This window comes from Amycolatopsis lurida (assembly GCF_900105055.1).
Taxonomy (GTDB): Bacteria; Actinomycetota; Actinomycetes; order Mycobacteriales; family Pseudonocardiaceae; genus Amycolatopsis; species Amycolatopsis lurida.
Window position 1 is genome coordinate 2235042 of the sequence record NZ_FNTA01000004.1, and the last position, 16278, is coordinate 2251319.

The window sequence follows — 16278 nt, forward strand, 5'->3', positions numbered from 1 at the left end:
GGATCGTGAAGGGCAGCGAGCTGTTCTCTTGAGGGCAGCGGGTGGCGTGAAGGGCGCTTTCGCCACATTGGATGCGGGGAATGTCCCCTTCACCCGGGCACCGGGGGTCCGCTGCGCTGGCTCGTGAGTGATACGGGTCGTTAGAGCGGGCGGCATTAGCCGCAGGTCCGTGCAGGCCTCGACCTTCACACCCTGCCGAAGTACCGCAAGGGGCGCCGGTGGCGTAATGGGCGGCAGCTGGTCCCAAGCCCGGCCCGTGAAGGACCTCGCCGAGTACATGAAGGCCCCCTTCCTGTACTTAGGCGCAAGGAAGGGGGCCTTCATGTACTGCAACGGCGGCGCCTTCGCGGCGGCCCTCATCCGCACGGCGGCGCCTTCGCGGCGGCCCTCATCCGCACGGCGGCGCGTAGTCGAGCCCCGGGAAATACCTCTCCCACTCCTCCCTCGTGATCCTCTGCGTCGCCAGCCGGCAGATCTCCTCGCCCACGCGCTCCGTGTCCGTCTGCCACAGCTGGACACCGCTGCTGCCGATCGCGAGCGTTTGCCCGTCCTCCCGGTACGCCAGCGAGTTGACCGTCGCCGCGAATCCGGTGAGCTGCGCTTTTTCGACCGGATTCCGCGGATCGTCCAGGTCGAGGACGCGCACTGTCCGGAACGCCGACGCCGCCAGCTCCCGGCCGGTCGGCCCGAACGCGAGATGCCCCACGCCTTCGGGATTGCCGCCCAGTTTCGCCAGCCGCACGGCGTGCGCGCGATCGGCGATGTCCCACAGGTAGATGTTCCGGTCGTCGCCGCCCGCGGCGACCGTGCGCCCATCGGGGCTGAGCGCCATCTTGAACAGAGTGCCGCCGTCGGGCCTCAACGTCGACACCAGACCCGGCCGCTTCGGGTCGGCGACGTCCCACAGCGTGACCGCGGACGTGTCGGGCCCCTGGCTCGCCACCAGCGTCCGCCCGTCCGGGGTGAACGCGAGCGACCACACGGTGCCGTCTCCGACGGGGATGACCCGGGGCTCGGCGAACCGCCGGGGATCATCGACGTCCCAGAGCTGGATCGGCCCGTCGTCGTGGCCGGAGGCGAAGGTCTTCCCGTCGGGGCTGAACGCGAGCGAATACGTGGGTTTCACCTCGGTCGACGCCAACAGCCGCGGCACCACGGGATCGGCGATGTCCCAGCGCTGGAGCAGGAACCTCCCGGCCACCCCGGCCCCGTCGTGCGTCGCGAGCGCGAGACTTCGCCGGTCCGGGCTCAGCGCGATGGCGGTGACGGTGGCCGGGCCGGGGAGTTTCGCGAGCTGGCGCGGGGCACGGAGATCGTCCATCGCCCAGAGCCGCACGTCGTCCCCCGCGGTGACGAGGATCCGGCCCTGTGCGGTGAACGTGCCGGCGCTCCAGCCCGCGCTCGAAGCCAGCGCCAGTTCGCCGACGTCCTGCAGCCGGACCGTCCGGTCGTCGCTGGTGGACACGATGGTCTTGCCGTCCGGGGAGAAGCCCGCCCACCAGATGGCGTTCGTGTGCCCGGACAACGGCGGCAGTTCCTTCGCCGGTCCCGTGACGTCCCAGAGCCGCACGGACTGGTCGTCCCCCGCGGTCACCACCAGCCTGCCGCTCGGGCTGAACCCGGCCGCCCAGACCACGGCCGGGGTGGTCAACGTCGACAACGGCCGCGGCGCCGCCGGATCGGCGACGTCCCAGAGTTTCGCCGTGCGGTCCCAGCTGGTGGTGAGCAGCCGCCGCCCGTCCGGGCTCCAGGCCGGGGTGAGCTGGAGGTCCTTGTGTCCGGAAAGGACGGAGCGCCGCCGCGGCGCGGACGGTGTGGTGACGTCCCAGAGTTCCGCCGTCCAGTTCGTGCTCGTGACCGCGAGCATCGTGCCGTCGGGATTGAACACGGCGCGTTCGAGCTCGGGGGCCGGGATGCCGCCGAGCGGTTTCGGCGCAGCGAGGTCGCCGACGTCGGTGAGCAGGACGGTGCGGTCGACGGAGCCGGTGGCGAGGCGGCGGCCGTCCGCGCTGAAATCGAGGGACAACAGGGGCGCGCGATGACCGGTGACGTCGGCCTTCCGCACCGGCTTCCGCGGATCGGTCAGCTCCCACAGCCGGACCCGGTGGTCCCTGGTGGCGGTCGCGAGCGCCCGCCCGTCGCGGCTGAACGCCAGCGGCCCGCGGACCTCCTCCGAACCGGGCAGCGTCGCCAGGAGCGCCGGCTGCCGCGAATCGGCGATCGACCACACCTGCGTCGCCCGGTAGGAATCCGAGGTGACCATGAGCTGCCCGCTCAGCGCGACGGTGACGTCACCGGAGTCGAAGACCATCCGGGTGGCGAACGGCGCCGCCACGGACGCGAGCAGGCCGTCGTGGGTTTCCCGGATCGGCGCGAGCCGGTACGCGGCGAGGCTGAGCTGCGTCGACAGCGCCGGGTTCGAGTCCCGCATCGCCTTCGCGTCGACGGCGGCCTTGCGCGCGAGTGCCACGTTCCGCTGGTCGGTGGCGGTCCGTCCGGCATCGACGGCGTATCCGACGGCGACACCAGCCAGGAGCAGCAGGACACCGAGGAGCGCCACAAGTCTTCGCAGCCTCCGCGTCCGTTTGCGACCGACAGCGGTCTCCTCGGCTTCGGCGTCCAGCCCGGCCTGGAGGAACTGCCGCTCGCGCGCGCTCAGCGCTTCCGGCTCCCGCTCCGCCCATTCGGCCGCGAGCCCCAGCCGCGTGCCCCGGTACAGGCTGCCCTTGTCGCGATCCAGCGATTCCCACAGCTCGGTCGCTTCGGCGAGCTGGCGATGCAGACGATGCCCTTCGCGGTCCTCCGCGAGCCAGTCGCGCAGCCGAGGCCAGCCGCGGATCAATGCTTCGTGGGCGATTTCGACTCCGTCGCGGTCGAGGACGAGCAGGCGCGCGTCGGCGAGGCGTTCGAGGACCTCCGTGGTCGCCGGGTCGTCGTCGAGTTCGCGGCGGTTGAGACGGCGCTTCGTGTCTTCGGTGCCTTCGCCGAGCGCGGTCAGCCGAAGGAAGATCTGTCGCACGACGCGTTGTCTGTCCGGCTCCAGATCCGTGTAGACCGCCTCCGCCGTCTGCGCGATCGCGTTGAGGATCCCGCCCGCCGCCTCGTAGGCCGCGCTGGTCAGCGTGATCCCCTGGCGCCGGCGCCAGGTCTCCAGCAGCGCGTGCGAGACCAGCGGGAGCATCGCGGGTTGACCGGTGGCGTCGGCGACGAGCGTCGTGACCAGCGCCGCCTCCACCCGGCAGCCCGCGCGGACGGCGGGTTCGACGATCGCGGTCCGGAGTTCGTCGGCGGTCATCGGGCCGACCATCACCTGCGCGTCGGTGAGCGCCTCGACCAGACCTGCGTGACGGCAGAGGTGACCGTAGAAGTCCGCGCGGACACCGAGGACGACCCGCGTTTCGTGCTCGTCGCGGGAGAGCGCGAGCAGCGTGTCGACGAACTGCTCGCGTTCGGCCTGGTCCCGGCAGAGCGTGTAGACCTCCTCGAACTGATCGACGATCAGCAGCCGTCCCTCGGCGTCGAGGTCCTCTTCGAGCGGATGCGCTCCAGGCGTCCGGATGACGGCCGGACGCTCGCTCACCGCTGCCAATCCGGCTCGCAGGACGGACGATTTCCCCGAACCCGAAGCGCCGAAGACGCCGACGAGCCGACGTTCCGCGAGCTTGCCGGTCAGCTCGGCGACCAGCCGCTCGCGGCCGAAGAAGCGGGCGGCGTCAGCCGTCTGGAACGCGGCCAGCCCCAGGTACGGAAGCTCGGCGTCGTCGCGTTCGCCCGCGGCCGCGGCGAGGCCCGCGGCGACCGTGCGCCAGCGCTCCTCCCAAGCCGGGACGTCGCCGCCGCACGCGGTGACGTACGCGGCCGTCACCGCGAGCCCCGGCAGTTTCCGGCCGCCGGCGGCTTCGGAGAGCGCGGCGGCCGAGTAGCCCGCACGGCTCGAAAGCTCACGGTAGGTCGGCCCGCCGGCCTTCTCGCGAAGTCGCCGGAGATCCGCCGCGAAGCTCACGACGACGTCGTCGCCCGGCCCCAGCGGGCGCTCGCGTCTCGGCACCAGGCCCCCTGATCGTCGAAGCGCCTGTCGGCGGAGCAGCAGACGCATTTGAAAACAACCGGACGCGTGAACCGCCCCGGCCGAAGGCCCCGCTATCGCGGCCGCGGGTTCACCCACTGACATCAAGCGTTATCGAAGGGACATTGTTCACCGGAAACGGCCCGACACTGTACAAAAGTTCTGCGCTACAACCGATGGCGTGCCGATTCGAACCCAAACGGTGACCGTGGTCTTCGCGGGTGTCCCCGAACCCCCCGCGTCCGCGGAACTGGAGGTGGTCGCCCACACCCCCGACGAACGCGAAGCGGTCTGGCACGCCACGGCCCTTCGCCCCGACGTCCTCGTCCTGCCCGTCCACCCGCCCGCGCTCGACGGGCTCGCCGTGACCCGCGAAGTGACCGCCCGCGTGCCGGGAACCGCCGTCCTGGTCCTGACCCCGCCGGGCGACGGCGAACTCGTGATCGCCGCGATGCTCGCGGGCGCCCGCGGCGTCCTGTCCCGGAGCGCGGGCCACGACGATCTGGTCCGGTTCATCCGCGGGGTGGCCGGGGGCGCGGTCGTGTTCGGCGAGCGCGCCGCGGACCGGCTCTACGGCTTGCTCGCCGCCTCGCAGCCGATGCGGGCGTTCCCGCGGCTGACCTCACGCGAGCACGAGGTGCTCGGCCTCCTGGCCGGCGGACTGGAGATCCCGGCCGTCGCGCGGCGGCTGGGGCTCGCGCCCAAGACCGTGCGCAACGTCGTCTCGTCGATCCACGCCAAGGCCGGCACGGACGACCGGGAAGTGCTGCTCGCCCAAGCCCGCAACGCGGGTCTCGGGCATCACTCGTAGGTGCGCGGCGTCCAGACCACGCCGTTCTCGGCCCGGGTCTTCGACGAGCCGATGATCAGCAGGCAGCGCATGTCCACTTCCGACGGCTCCAGCGTGCCGAGGGTGACCACACGGACGTCCTCCTCCGGGCCGCCGACGTCGCGGGCGACGACCACCGGTGTCTCCGGCGCGCGATGCCGGAGCAGGACGTCGCGCGCCTGGGCGAGTTGCGTGGTCCGCGTGCGGGACGCCGGGTTGTACAGCGCGAGCACGAGATCCGCCGCACCCGCCGCGTCGAGCCGTCGTTCGATGATCTCCCACGGCTTGAGCCGATCGGACAGCGAAAGCACGCAGTAGTCGTGGCCCAGCGGCGCGCCGACCCGTGACGCGGCCGCCTGCGCGGCCGTCACGCCGGGCACGATCCGCACGCGGGCGCCCGCGCCGTGACCGGCGGCGACCTGCTCCAGCACCGCCGACGCCATCGCGAACACGCCGGGATCACCGGACGAGACCACCGCGACCTTGGCACCGTTCGCGGCCAGCTCCAGCGCTTCGACGGCGCGTTCGGCCTCGACGCGGTTGCCCGACGCGTGCCGCTGCTGGCCCGCGCGCTGCGGCACTCGCGCGACGTACGGGCCGTAGCCGACGACGTGCTCGGCCGCGGCCAATTCCTCGGTCGCTTCGGGGGTCAGCCAGCCGGGACCGGCCGGGCCGAGGCCGACGACCACGACTTCGCCACCGGTGTGCGTCTCCGGCTTCCTGGCGACCTCGGGTTCGTCGGCGAGCCGGGACGCGTAGGCCGGGCTAGGCAGCAGCGCCAGCGAGAAGTACGGCACCGAATCCGGATCGACGTCGGCGAACGGCTCGACGCGCTGCGCCTGCCAGGTCGCCCGTTCGACGTAGAAGGCGTCGTCCAGCTTCCCGGCTTCGGCCAGCGCCTCGCGGACGTTGCCGAACGTGCGCCCGAGTTTGAGCACCGCGGCGGCCTGCGTGTCGGCGAGGCGTCGCGCGAGTTCCGGCGCGGGCAGCGTGCCGGGCAGGATGGTGAGGACCTCGTCACGCTGCACCAACGGGCGGCCGAGCACGGACGACGCGGCGCTGACCGACGTCACGCCGGGCACCACGGTCGCCTCGTAGCGGTCGGCGAGGCGTTCGTGCATGTACATGTAGGAGCCGTAGAAGAACGGGTCGCCTTCGCAGAGCACCACCACGTCGCGTCCGGCGTCGAGGTGCTCGGCGAGCCGCTTCGCGCTCAGCTCGTAGAAATCGGCGATCGCGCCTTCGTAGCCGCCGGGATGGTCGGTGGTCTCGGTGGTGACCGGGTAGACCAGCTTCTCCTCGATCTGGCCGTCCCGCAGGTACGGTTCGGCGACCGAACGCGCGATGCTCCGGCCGTGCCGCGCGCTGTGATAGGCGATGACGTCGGCCTCGCCGACCAGCCGGGCGGCCTTGACCGTCATCAGTTCCGGGTCGCCGGGCCCGAGCCCGACACCCCAGAGTTTCCCGAGCCCGCTCATTCGACCTCACTCGCCATCGCGTTGATCGCGGCGACGGCCATGGCGCTGCCGCCGCGGCGTCCGTGCACCACCAGGTACGGGGCCGGTGCCCGCTTCGCGAGCTCCACTTTGGACTCGGCGGCGCCGATGAAGCCCACCGGGACCCCGATGATCGCCGCCGGCGCACCGACGCCCTCTTCGAGCAGTTCCAGCAGGCGGAACAACGCGGTGGGCGCGTTGCCGATCGCCACCACGGATCCGGGCAGCTTGTCGCGCCACAGCTCCAGCGCGGCCGCGGACCGGGTGGTGCCCATCCGCTCGGCCAGCCCCGGCACCTTCGGATCGGACAGTGTGCACAGCACCTCGTTGGCGGCAGGCAAACGTTTGCGGGTCACCCCGGAGGCGATCATGTTCGCGTCGCACAAGATCGGCGCGCCCGCTTCGAGCGCGGCGCGGCCGGATTCCACCACGTCGAGGCTGTAGCGGAGATCGTCGACCAAGTCGACCATCCCGCAGGCGTGGATCATCCGCACGGCCAGCACCGCGACGTCGTCGGGGAGGATCGCGAGATCCGCCTCCTCACGGATGGTGGCGAACGAATGCCGGTAGATCTCGGCCCCGTCCCGGATGTAGTCGATCACTGCTGTCCTTTCTCCGCCAACGCTTTCGCCAGCTCGCCGACCGGGACAAAGGCCCCGTCGACCAGATAACCGTCCTCCGTCGCGAGCACGTCGACGTGCTCGCGCGCGGGCTTTCCGCATCGCCGTGCGCAGCCGGCGAAATGGACCCTCGGGGTCCGGCCGACACGCGCCGCGTCGGCCCGCACGTCGGCGAGCGATTTCGCGCAGCCCGGCTGTCCGACGCAGGCGCTGATCCCGAGCGACGGCTCACCCGGATCGGTGATCAGCCCCGGCTCCGCTTCCACGGCGCCGAGGACGAGGATCGACCGCCATGGGGTGACCACGGCGTTCCCGGCCTTCGCGATCTTGCGTGCCTGAGCCGAGGTGAGCCTGCCGAAGACGGGGGCGACCCCGGTCGCCTCCCCGATCCGCCCGATCGGAAGGCCGGGGTTCACCGGGAATCTCCGCGGCTCCACGATTCGGCCTGGTATGCCTTCGATCAGTGGCTCCGTGTCGTCGAGTTCGCTGACCCGCCAAGCCGTTCCCCGCCTTCGAAGGAACGCTCGCGCGACCGCAAGCAGCGTCTCGACGGCGTGTTCGGCGGTGACCCGCAGGCCGGTGTCTTCGCCGGCGAGCAGCACGGCTCCGTCGCGCCAGCAGACGTCGGCGCCCTCCCCCGCGACGTCGCCCTGGCCGCCGTCCAGGGCGAAGAGGAAACGTCCCGGGAGGTCGGCCAGCTCAGGGACGGCGCACAGGGCCTTGTCGAGCGCCGAGGCGAGAGTTTGGGCGGTTCCACTCAGCGGCGACGCGAGGATGTTGCGGACGCGTTCGTGCGACGGCGAGGGCAGGAGCCCGGCCGCGGCGAGCCTGCCCGCGAGACCTGGCCGGGTGACGCCGCGCAGCTGCACGTTCCCCCGGGAGGTCAGGTGGAGGGCGCCGTCCCCGAGATCGTCGGCGGCATCCGCGAGCGCCTCGAACCGGGCCGCCGTGATGGCACCCCCGGGCAGCCGGACCCGGGCGAGCGGACCGTCGGCGGCGTCGTGCGTGGCGAAGACACCAGGGCACGCGTCGGCTCGGACACGGGCGCTCGTGGACATGCGCTCACTGTAGATGGCGCGTTCGAGCAAGAGTATGTCTCAGATCATATGTAGTAGGTGTGCTACATTCGATCGCAGCACTGAGATGGGGGTGACCAATGAGAGATCCACAAGACGTGATGATCTCCGTCAAAGATCTCCGGATGCGTTACGGGACGAACGACGTCCTCCACGGAGTCGACTTCACCGCGCATCGCGGCGAGGTGATCTGCCTGCTGGGTCCGAACGGCGCGGGCAAGACCACGACGATCGAGATCCTCGAAGGCTTCCGGATGCGGTCGGAAGGCGAGGTCAGCGTGCTGGGCGCCGACCCGGCGCACGCGGACGAGAACTGGAGGGCGCGGCTGGGGGTCGTCCTCCAGGCTTGGCGCGACCACGCGAAATGGCGAGTGCGCGAGCTGCTGGAACACCTCGGCGGCTACTACGCGCCGTATTCCACGGACCGCATCAAGCGGCCGTGGGATCCGGACGAACTGGTCGCCGCGGTCGGCCTCACCGAGCACGCGGACAAGAAGGTCCGGATGCTCTCGGGCGGACAGCGGCGCCGTCTCGACGTCGCGATCGGCATCGTCGGCCGCCCGGAACTGCTGTTCCTCGACGAGCCGACCGCCGGACTGGACCCGGAGGCGCGGCGCGAGTTCCACGAACTCGTGCACCGGCTGACCGATGACGACGACACGACGATCCTGCTGACCACACACGACCTCGACGAGGCCGAGAAACTGGCCGACCGGATCCTGATCCTGAACCACGGCCGCATCGTCGCCGACGGTTCGGCCGACGCGCTGAGCAGGCAGATCGCCGGCGAGGCCGAGGTGCGCTGGACGCTGGACGGCCAGCGGTTCGTGCACTCGACCACGGAATCGACGAAGTACGTGCACGAACTGTTCAAACAGCACGGGGACGCCATCGGCGATCTGGAGGTCCGGCGGGCGTCGCTCGAAGACACGTACATGACCCTGGTCCGCAAGGCCGAATCCCTCGAGGCGGTGGGCGCGCGATGAACACGATTCAGCACAGTGTCCGGCTGGGCGTCCGACGCGGCTGGATCGAAGGCCGCCAGATGATGACCAACCGGGAAGACCTCTTCAACACCTTCCTGTTCCCGGCGATCTTCATCATCGTCATGTTCTTCATGCGCGGCGCGAAACTGCCGGGCACGGAGTTCTCGCTCGGCGCCGCCACCGTGCCGAGCGTGCTGGGCGCGTCGATCGTGTTCAGCGGCATGCTCGGAATGGCGGGCGTCCTCGCCGTCGAACGGGAAGACGGCACGCTCCTGCGCGCCAAGGCCACCCCGAACGGCATGATCGGCTACCTCGTCGGCAAGGTCGTCACGGTGTCGGTGAACACCGTCATCGGGATACTGCTGGTACTGATCCCCAGCCTGATCCTGTTCGACGGCATCGCGCCCGGCGGGCTGACGTCGTGGCTGGGCCTGCTGTGGGTGCTGGTGCTCGGCCTGCTCGCCACCATGCCGATCGGCGCGATCTTCGGCTCGCTGACCTCGAACGCGCGCAGCATCGGCCTGATCATGCTGCCGACACTGGGTATCGGCGCGATCTCCGGGATCTTTTACCCGATCACCGCGCTGCCGGAATGGCTGCAGGGAATCGGGCAGGTGTTCCCGATGTACTGGCTCGGCCTCGGCATGCGGTCGGCGCTGCTGCCGGACTCGACGGTGATGGTCGAGATCGGGCAGTCCTGGCGGCCTTGGGAGACCCTCGGCGTGCTGTCGGTGTGGGCCGTGATCGGATTGACGCTGGCCCCGGTCGTCCTGCGGCGCATGGCGCGGCGCGAGTCCGGGTCCTCGGTGGCGGAACGACGGGAAAAGGCGATGCAGCGAATTGGCTAGTTCATGAGCGAGGTCGTTTACAACCGGATCGCGATGTTGCGAGCGGAACGGGGCATCTCCCGCCGCGAACTCGCCGATGCGCTGGGCGTGCATTACCAGACCATCGGCTACCTCGAACGCGGCGAGTACAGCCCGAGCCTCTACCTCGCACTGCGGATAGCGGAGTTCTTCGAGGTGGCGGTGGAGATCATCTTCTCCACCGCCCCTTTCCCGCGAATAGGTGACTCTTCGTCGGAGCGGTCGGCTTGAGCGTGCCTGGTTTGGCGCGCGGCTTGCGCACGCTCGATTAGGCGCGCGGCTTGCGCAGTCCAGCTGGAGCATGCCTGGTTTGGGGCGCGGCTTGAGCATGCTCGATCAGGCGCTCGGGCTTGCACAGTCCGGCTGGAGCACTTCTCGGCGTCTTCGTGTGTCCCTTCGCAATTAGTCGACTAATTGCGAAGGGGGAGGCTCGCTCAAGGTGATTCGACTCGGCGTCCAATTCACCCTTCAGTGTTGTTCGCGCGTTTCGCTCGTCGCTTAAAATTACGAACACATGTTCGATGAACTGCGGTATTCTGGAGGGGTGTCCGAGACCTTCGTTCCCGAGTTGCCGCAGGAGCTGTGGCGCGCTGGCAAGCTGGAGCTTGCCCATGGCGTGCAGCAGTCTTTGCAGGTGATTCGCATGGCTACCGCCGGACTGGGGCGGTATTTGGCGGAGATCGAGTCTCGGGGCGTCAAGGACTTGTACGGATATGGCCGTACGGCCAGCTGGTTCGCCGATATCGCCGGGTTGTCGGTCGGTGAGGCGGGTGCGGTGGTGAAGCGGGCGATCGCCCTGAATCCCAGCCGGGCGTTGGACGGCACTGAAGTTCCGGCCGCGCTGCCTGCCACTGCCGCGGCCGCTGCCGAGGGGTTGGTCGGGGACGAGCGGATCGATCAGATCCTGGAGATTCTGAAGAGACTCCCCGCCGACACCTCCACTGAGGACCGCGAGAATGCAGAGAAGATTCTCGCCACCCTTGCCCGGGACGCTGGCCCTCGCCAGTTGGCGGACGCTGAAGCGAACCTGCTCGCCTTGCTGGACCCGGACGGGAACGAGCCGAAAGACCCTGAGCCCAAGGAGCCGCGCCGGGAAATCACCCTGGAGCGCCGCAAAGACGGATTCTGGAAACTCACCGGGTTGCTCGATGACGAGACCGGTGCCCGCACCGCCGCCGCCCTGGAGGCCTACGCCCAGCCACGGCCGGTGGACGAGTTCGGCCAGGCGGATCTGCGGATGAAATGCGAGCGCATGGGTGACGCCTGGGTCGACCTCCTCGACCTGGCCATCGCCTGCCCCGACCAGCCCGGCACCAGCGGCTACCGGACCCTCGTGAACGTCACCATCGGCCTTGACGAACTCAAATCCGGTCTCGGGACCGCGTGCCTGGATTTCGTCGGGACGATGACCGCGAGGGAAGCCCGCCTCGCTGCCTGTGACTGCCTGATGCTGCCGGTCGTGCTGAGCGCTGCCGGAGAGCCCCTCGATGTGGGACGACTCAGACGGTTCGTCACCCCGGGCCAACGCCGGGCGTTGAACATCCGCGACGGCGGCTGCGCCTTCCCGGGCTGTCACCGGAAACCCAAGAATTGCCACGCTCACCACATTCATCACTGGGCAGACGGCGGCCCGACGGATCTTCGGAATCTGGTGCTGCTCTGCGGATTTCATCACCGGTTGATCCATCACGGTGACTGGGAAGTCCGCATGGCCGCTGATGGGTTACCGGAATTCATCCCACCCCAATACCGAGATCCGCTCCGACAACCTCGCCGCAACACCCTGCACCACGTCTGAGCCCCGAGGAGCCCGTCGGCCACACCGGCGACGGGCCCCTCGGCATGCCCACGCCCGGACGCACGTGAAGGAGCCCGTCACCACCTGCCGCTCCTTCCCTCGATGCGATGCCGCCGCGTGATCGATCACCCAAGACGATCGCGATGGAAGGCAGCAGCCGGCATGGCGGATGACGTTCCCACCGCGACGATCAAGCCCCGGAGATCCGATGCCGTGGTGTTGGTGATGAGCACAGACCTGACCAAGGTCCCGATCATCCACCCGGCTCTGAAGCAGGCACTGATGGACCCGGCTGGACCACGAGACCGAAATCCCTGCCCGACGTCGTCCGACGGGACAGCGGCAGGCCCTGGTGACGGCCACGACTCGCTGGTCCTCGACCTCGACCTGTCTTCCCGCGACGGCCTGTCCGTGCCGCGAACACCACACGATTCGCCCTGGAGGGCGATGCGGTCGACTACACAGCGAAACCGTTCCGTTTCGACGAGTTGCCGATCAGGATCAGGCTCCGGCTGCGCCGGACCTGCGCACGCGACGCGGAGGTCGAACGGCACCGGCGCGGAGCAGACCTCACGCGAGTTCGGCCATCCGCCACCAAGCCCAGGTGCTCACTCGTGAGCAGATCCTCTCCCTCGTGGGGGGTCACGACTTCGACTCGCCTCCACCATCGTCGACGTGTACATGCGCCACCTCCGCATCGCCCGCGACATCGGGTACACGTTCGACCCCGGCTGCACATCACCTTGACTCCCGCCGGACCGCACCGGAGAGTGAACCGAAGAACCCACGCGTCGGCAGGTGGAGGAACCCGGTGAAAGTCCGGGGCGGTCCCGCCACTGTCACCCCTCCTGGGCAAGGGAGGGGAAGCCAGGAACTCCGGCCGGCGCGACCGAACGACCCGGGGCGCGGACACCCCGAGTGAGGACTGCTGTGATCCTGCTTCTGTCCACTTCGGACACCGACCTGCTCAGCGCCCGTTCCAGCGAGGCCGAATACCGGCTGGCGAACCCCGCCCGGCTCGATCTGGCCGAGCTGCCCGCCCTGCTCGACGGCGCCCCGATCGTCGTCGTCCGGATCCTCGGTTCCGAACGCAGCTGGCAGGAGGGACTCGACACGGTCCGCGCCAGCGGCGCCCACGTGGTCGTCCTCGGTGGCGAGCAGACGCCCGACGCGCAGCTCATGAAGCTGTCCACGGTCCCGGCGGGCACGGCGGCGGAGGCGCACGCGTACCTCGCGCAGGGCGGGCCGGAGAACCTCACCCAGCTGCATCGCTTCCTGAGCGACACGCTCCTTCTGACGGGTGACGGCTTCGAGCCGCCCGCGGTGCAGCCGCTCTGGGGTGTCCTCGAACGCGAGCCCAAGACCACCGAGGGTCCGGTCATCGCGATCCTCTACTACCGGGCACACCATCTCTCCGGCAACACCGAGTTCGTCCACGCCCTTTCCGACGCCGTCGAGGCCGCCGGGGGTCGCGCGCTTCCGATCCACTGCGCGTCCCTGCGCACCCGCGAGCCCGAGATGATGGCCGAGCTGGCCAAGGCCGACGCGCTCCTGGTCACCGTGCTGGCCGCCGGCGGCACCCGGCCGTCCGAGGTCGGCGCGGGTGGCGACGACGAGGCGTGGGACGTCGCCGAGATGGCCGCGCTCGACATCCCGATCCTCCAGGCCCTGTGCCTGACCAGCGATCGCGAGACCTGGTCGGCCAACGACGACGGCCTCTCGCCGCTCGACGCCGGCAACCAGATGGCCGTCCCCGAGTTCGACGGCCGGCTCATCACCGTCCCGTTCTCGTTCAAGGAGATCGACGACGACGGCCTGCCCAAGTACGTGCCGGATGCCGAGCGCGCGTCCCGGGTCGCGAAGATCGCGCTGGCCCACGCCCGGTTGCGCCACACTCCCCCGCCGGAACGCCGTATCGCGCTGATGCTATCCGCGTACCCGACCAAGCACTCCCGCGTCGGCAACGCCGTCGGTCTCGACACGCCCGCGTCCGCGATCGAACTGCTGCGCCGCATGCGCGATCAGGGTTACGACCTCGGCGAAGACCCGTTCCCCGGCGTCGAGCCCACCGGCACCGACCAGCCGGACGGCGACGCGCTGATCCACGCGCTCATCGCCGCGGGCGGCCAGGATCCGGAGTGGCTCACCGAGGAACAGCTGTCCGGCAACCCGATCCGCGTCCCGGCCGACAAGTACCGCGCGTGGTTCGCCGAACTGCCCGCGGAGCTGCGCGAGGGCATGGAGGAGCACTGGGGCCCCGCGCCCGGCGAGCTCTACGTCGACAACGGGGACATCGTCCTGGCGTCCCTGCAGTCCGGCAACGTCATCCTGATGATCCAGCCGCCGCGCGGCTTCGGCGAGAACCCGGTGGCGATCTACCACAACCCGGATCTCCCGCCGAGCCACCACTACCTGGCCGCGTACCGCTGGCTGGAGGAGGAGTTCGGCGCGCACGCCGTCGTCCACCTCGGCAAACACGGCTCGCTGGAATGGCTTCCCGGCAAGACCGCCGGTCTCTCCGACTCCTGCGCGCCGGACGCCGTCCTGGGCAACCTGCCGCTGATCTACCCGTTCCTGATCAACGACCCGGGTGAGGGCGCGCAGGCGAAACGGCGTGCGCACGCCACGATCGTCGACCACCTGATCCCGCCGATGGCCCGCGCCGAGAGCTACGGCGACATGGCCCGCCTGGAGCAGCTGCTCGACGAGCACGCCAACATCGCCGCGATGGACCCGGCCAAACTGCCCGCCGTCCGCGCGCAGATCTGGACGCTGATCCAGGCGGCGAAACTGGACCACGACCTCGGTGTCGAGGAGCGTCCGCACGACGCGGAGTTCGACGACTTCCTGCTGCACATCGACGGCTGGCTGTGCGAGGTCAAGGACGCGCAGATCCGCGACGGCCTGCACATCCTCGGCGCCGCGCCGGAAGGCGAGGCGCGGATCAACCTCGTGCTCGCGATGCTGCGGGCGCAGCAGATGTGGGGCGGCAAGCAGGGCGCGGTGCCCGGTCTGCGTTCCGCCTTGGGGCTCAAGGAGAACAGCGACGCTCCACTGTCCGAAGTGGACGCGATCGAGCAGACCGCCCGATCGCTCGTCGAGGCGATGGAGGCCAGGGACTGGTCTCCCGCGGCGGTCGCCGAGGTCGTCGCCGACGTGCCGGAGCACCAGGAGGTCGCCCGCGTGCTGACCTTCGCCGCCACCGAGATCGTGCCGCGGCTGGCGGGCACCGGCGCCGAGATCGACGCCGTGCTCCACGCGCTCGACGGCGGCTACATCCCGGCCGGGCCCAGCGGTTCTCCCCTGCGCGGCCTGATCAACGTGCTGCCGACCGGCCGCAACTTCTACACCGTGGACCCGAAGGCCATCCCGAGCCGTCTCGCCTGGGAGACCGGGCAGGCGCTCGCCGACTCGCTTCTCCGCCGCTACAAAGAGGACACGGGCGACTGGCCGCGTTCGGTCGGCCTCTCGGTATGGGGCACGTCGGCCATGCGCACCTCGGGCGACGACGCGGCGGAAGTCCTTGCCCTGCTGGGTGTCCAGCCGATCTGGGACGAGGCTTCGCGACGGGTCACCGGCATCGAGGCGATCCCGCTCGCCGAACTCGGCCGCCCGCGGATCGACGTCACCGTGCGGATCAGCGGATTCTTCCGCGACGCCTTCCCGCATGTGATCACCCTCCTGGACGACGCCGTCCGCCTGGTGGCGAACCTCGACGAGCCCGACGAGCAGAACTTCGTCCGCGCGCACACCAGCGCGGATCTGGCCTCGCACGGGGACGAACGCCGTGCCACGACGAGGATCTTCGGCTCCAAGCCCGGCGCGTACGGCGCGGGCCTGCTGCCGCTGATGGATTCCGGGAACTGGCGCGACGACAAGGATCTCGCCGAGGTCTACGCGGTCTGGGGCGGCTTCGCCTACGGCCGCGACCTCGACGGCAGGCCCGCGCGCGAGGACATGGAGAACTCGTACAAGCGGATCGTGGTGGCGGCCAAGAACACCGACACCCGCGAACACGACATCGCCGACTCCGACGACTATTTCCAGTACCACGGCGGGATGATCGCGACGGTCCGCGCGCTGACCGGGACCGCTCCCGCGTCCTACGTCGGCGACAGCACCACCCCGGACGCCGTCCGCACGCGCACCCTCGGCGAGGAGACCGCCCGCGTCTTCCGCGCCCGCGTGGTCAATCCACGCTGGCTGGCGGCGATGCGCAAGCACGGTTACAAGGGAGCTTTCGAGCTCGCGGCGACCGTCGACTACCTCTTCGGTTTCGACGCCACCGCCGGGGTGGTCGGCGACTGGATGTACGAGAAGCTCAGCGAGTCCTACGTGCTCGACGAGGTCAACCAGGAGTTCCTGCGCCAGGCCAACCCGTGGGCGTTGCGCGGCATCATCGAGCGGCTGAACGAAGCGGCCGATCGGGGGCTCTGGGCGGAGCCGGACGCCGATCTTTTGGCTCAGCTGCGCGAAGTCTACCTCTCGTTGGAAGGCGACCTCGAATCCTGACCGTCACCCGCTGGAGCAGCGCCATGGCA

Annotated in this window: 10 protein-coding genes and 1 riboswitch; of the genes, 6 read left to right on the forward strand and 4 right to left on the reverse strand. The window is 69.9% G+C overall.

Annotated features, from left to right (window positions below; genetic code table 11):
- Positions 1 to 388: 388 nt before the first annotated feature.
- On the reverse strand, positions 389 to 4048 hold the full coding sequence (locus tag BLW75_RS15560) for a WD40 repeat domain-containing protein (RefSeq protein WP_091597661.1): 3660 nt from the start codon (positions 4046 to 4048) through the stop codon (positions 389 to 391).
- A 199-nt stretch (positions 4049 to 4247) separates the two neighbouring features.
- On the opposite strand from BLW75_RS15560, the gene BLW75_RS15565 reads away from it, so the two are divergent.
- Positions 4248 to 4877 (forward strand): response regulator, encoded by a 630-nt coding sequence (locus tag BLW75_RS15565; RefSeq protein ID WP_241783628.1) that lies wholly within the window; start codon positions 4248 to 4250, stop codon positions 4875 to 4877.
- Here the strand turns inward: BLW75_RS15565 and BLW75_RS15570 are convergent.
- The 3 genes from BLW75_RS15570 to BLW75_RS15580 are packed head-to-tail and all read right to left on the reverse strand — an operon-like array spanning position 4868 to position 8069.
- The gene (locus BLW75_RS15570) at positions 4868 to 6373 is read right to left on the reverse strand and encodes a precorrin-2 C(20)-methyltransferase (protein WP_034312978.1); all 1506 of its coding nucleotides are present in this window, start codon (positions 6371 to 6373) and stop codon (positions 4868 to 4870) included. The two genes, BLW75_RS15565 and BLW75_RS15570, sit on opposite strands and share 10 nt — an antisense overlap.
- Positions 6370 to 6993, reverse strand: a complete 624-nt coding sequence (locus BLW75_RS15575; protein WP_016332061.1) for a precorrin-8X methylmutase — start codon at positions 6991 to 6993, stop codon at positions 6370 to 6372. Before BLW75_RS15575 ends, BLW75_RS15570 begins: the two co-directional genes overlap by 4 nt.
- A complete protein-coding gene (locus BLW75_RS15580; protein ID WP_034313034.1) occupies positions 6990 to 8069 on the reverse strand; it encodes a precorrin-3B synthase in 1080 nt (359 codons plus the stop codon). Before BLW75_RS15580 ends, BLW75_RS15575 begins: the two co-directional genes overlap by 4 nt.
- 98 nt (positions 8070 to 8167) lie before the next feature.
- Here BLW75_RS15580 and BLW75_RS15585 point away from each other — a divergent pair, with 98 nt between their 5' ends.
- From BLW75_RS15585 to cobN, 5 genes are all read left to right on the forward strand, one after another.
- Positions 8168 to 9073: an ABC transporter ATP-binding protein gene (locus tag BLW75_RS15585; RefSeq protein WP_034312980.1), complete on the forward strand. Its 906-nt coding sequence runs from the start codon at positions 8168 to 8170 to the stop codon at positions 9071 to 9073.
- A complete protein-coding gene (locus tag BLW75_RS15590; protein WP_034312983.1) occupies positions 9070 to 9921 on the forward strand; it encodes an ABC transporter permease in 852 nt (283 codons plus the stop codon). The genes BLW75_RS15585 and BLW75_RS15590 overlap by 4 nt, the downstream gene beginning before the upstream one ends.
- 3 nt (positions 9922 to 9924) lie before the next feature.
- Positions 9925 to 10170, forward strand: a complete 246-nt coding sequence (locus BLW75_RS15595; RefSeq protein ID WP_005162705.1) for a helix-turn-helix transcriptional regulator — start codon at positions 9925 to 9927, stop codon at positions 10168 to 10170.
- 313 nt (positions 10171 to 10483) lie between these two features.
- Positions 10484 to 11737 carry an HNH endonuclease signature motif containing protein gene (locus BLW75_RS15600; RefSeq protein WP_091599784.1) on the forward strand — a complete coding sequence of 418 codons (1254 nt, stop codon included), beginning with the start codon at positions 10484 to 10486 and terminating at the stop codon, positions 11735 to 11737.
- 779 nt (positions 11738 to 12516) lie between these two features.
- Positions 12517 to 12632: riboswitch (cobalamin riboswitch) on the forward strand.
- A gap of 35 nt (positions 12633 to 12667) precedes the next feature.
- Positions 12668 to 16249, forward strand: a complete 3582-nt coding sequence (gene cobN, locus BLW75_RS15605; protein WP_034323171.1) for a cobaltochelatase subunit CobN — start codon at positions 12668 to 12670, stop codon at positions 16247 to 16249.
- The last annotated feature ends 29 nt before the right edge of the window (positions 16250 to 16278 follow it).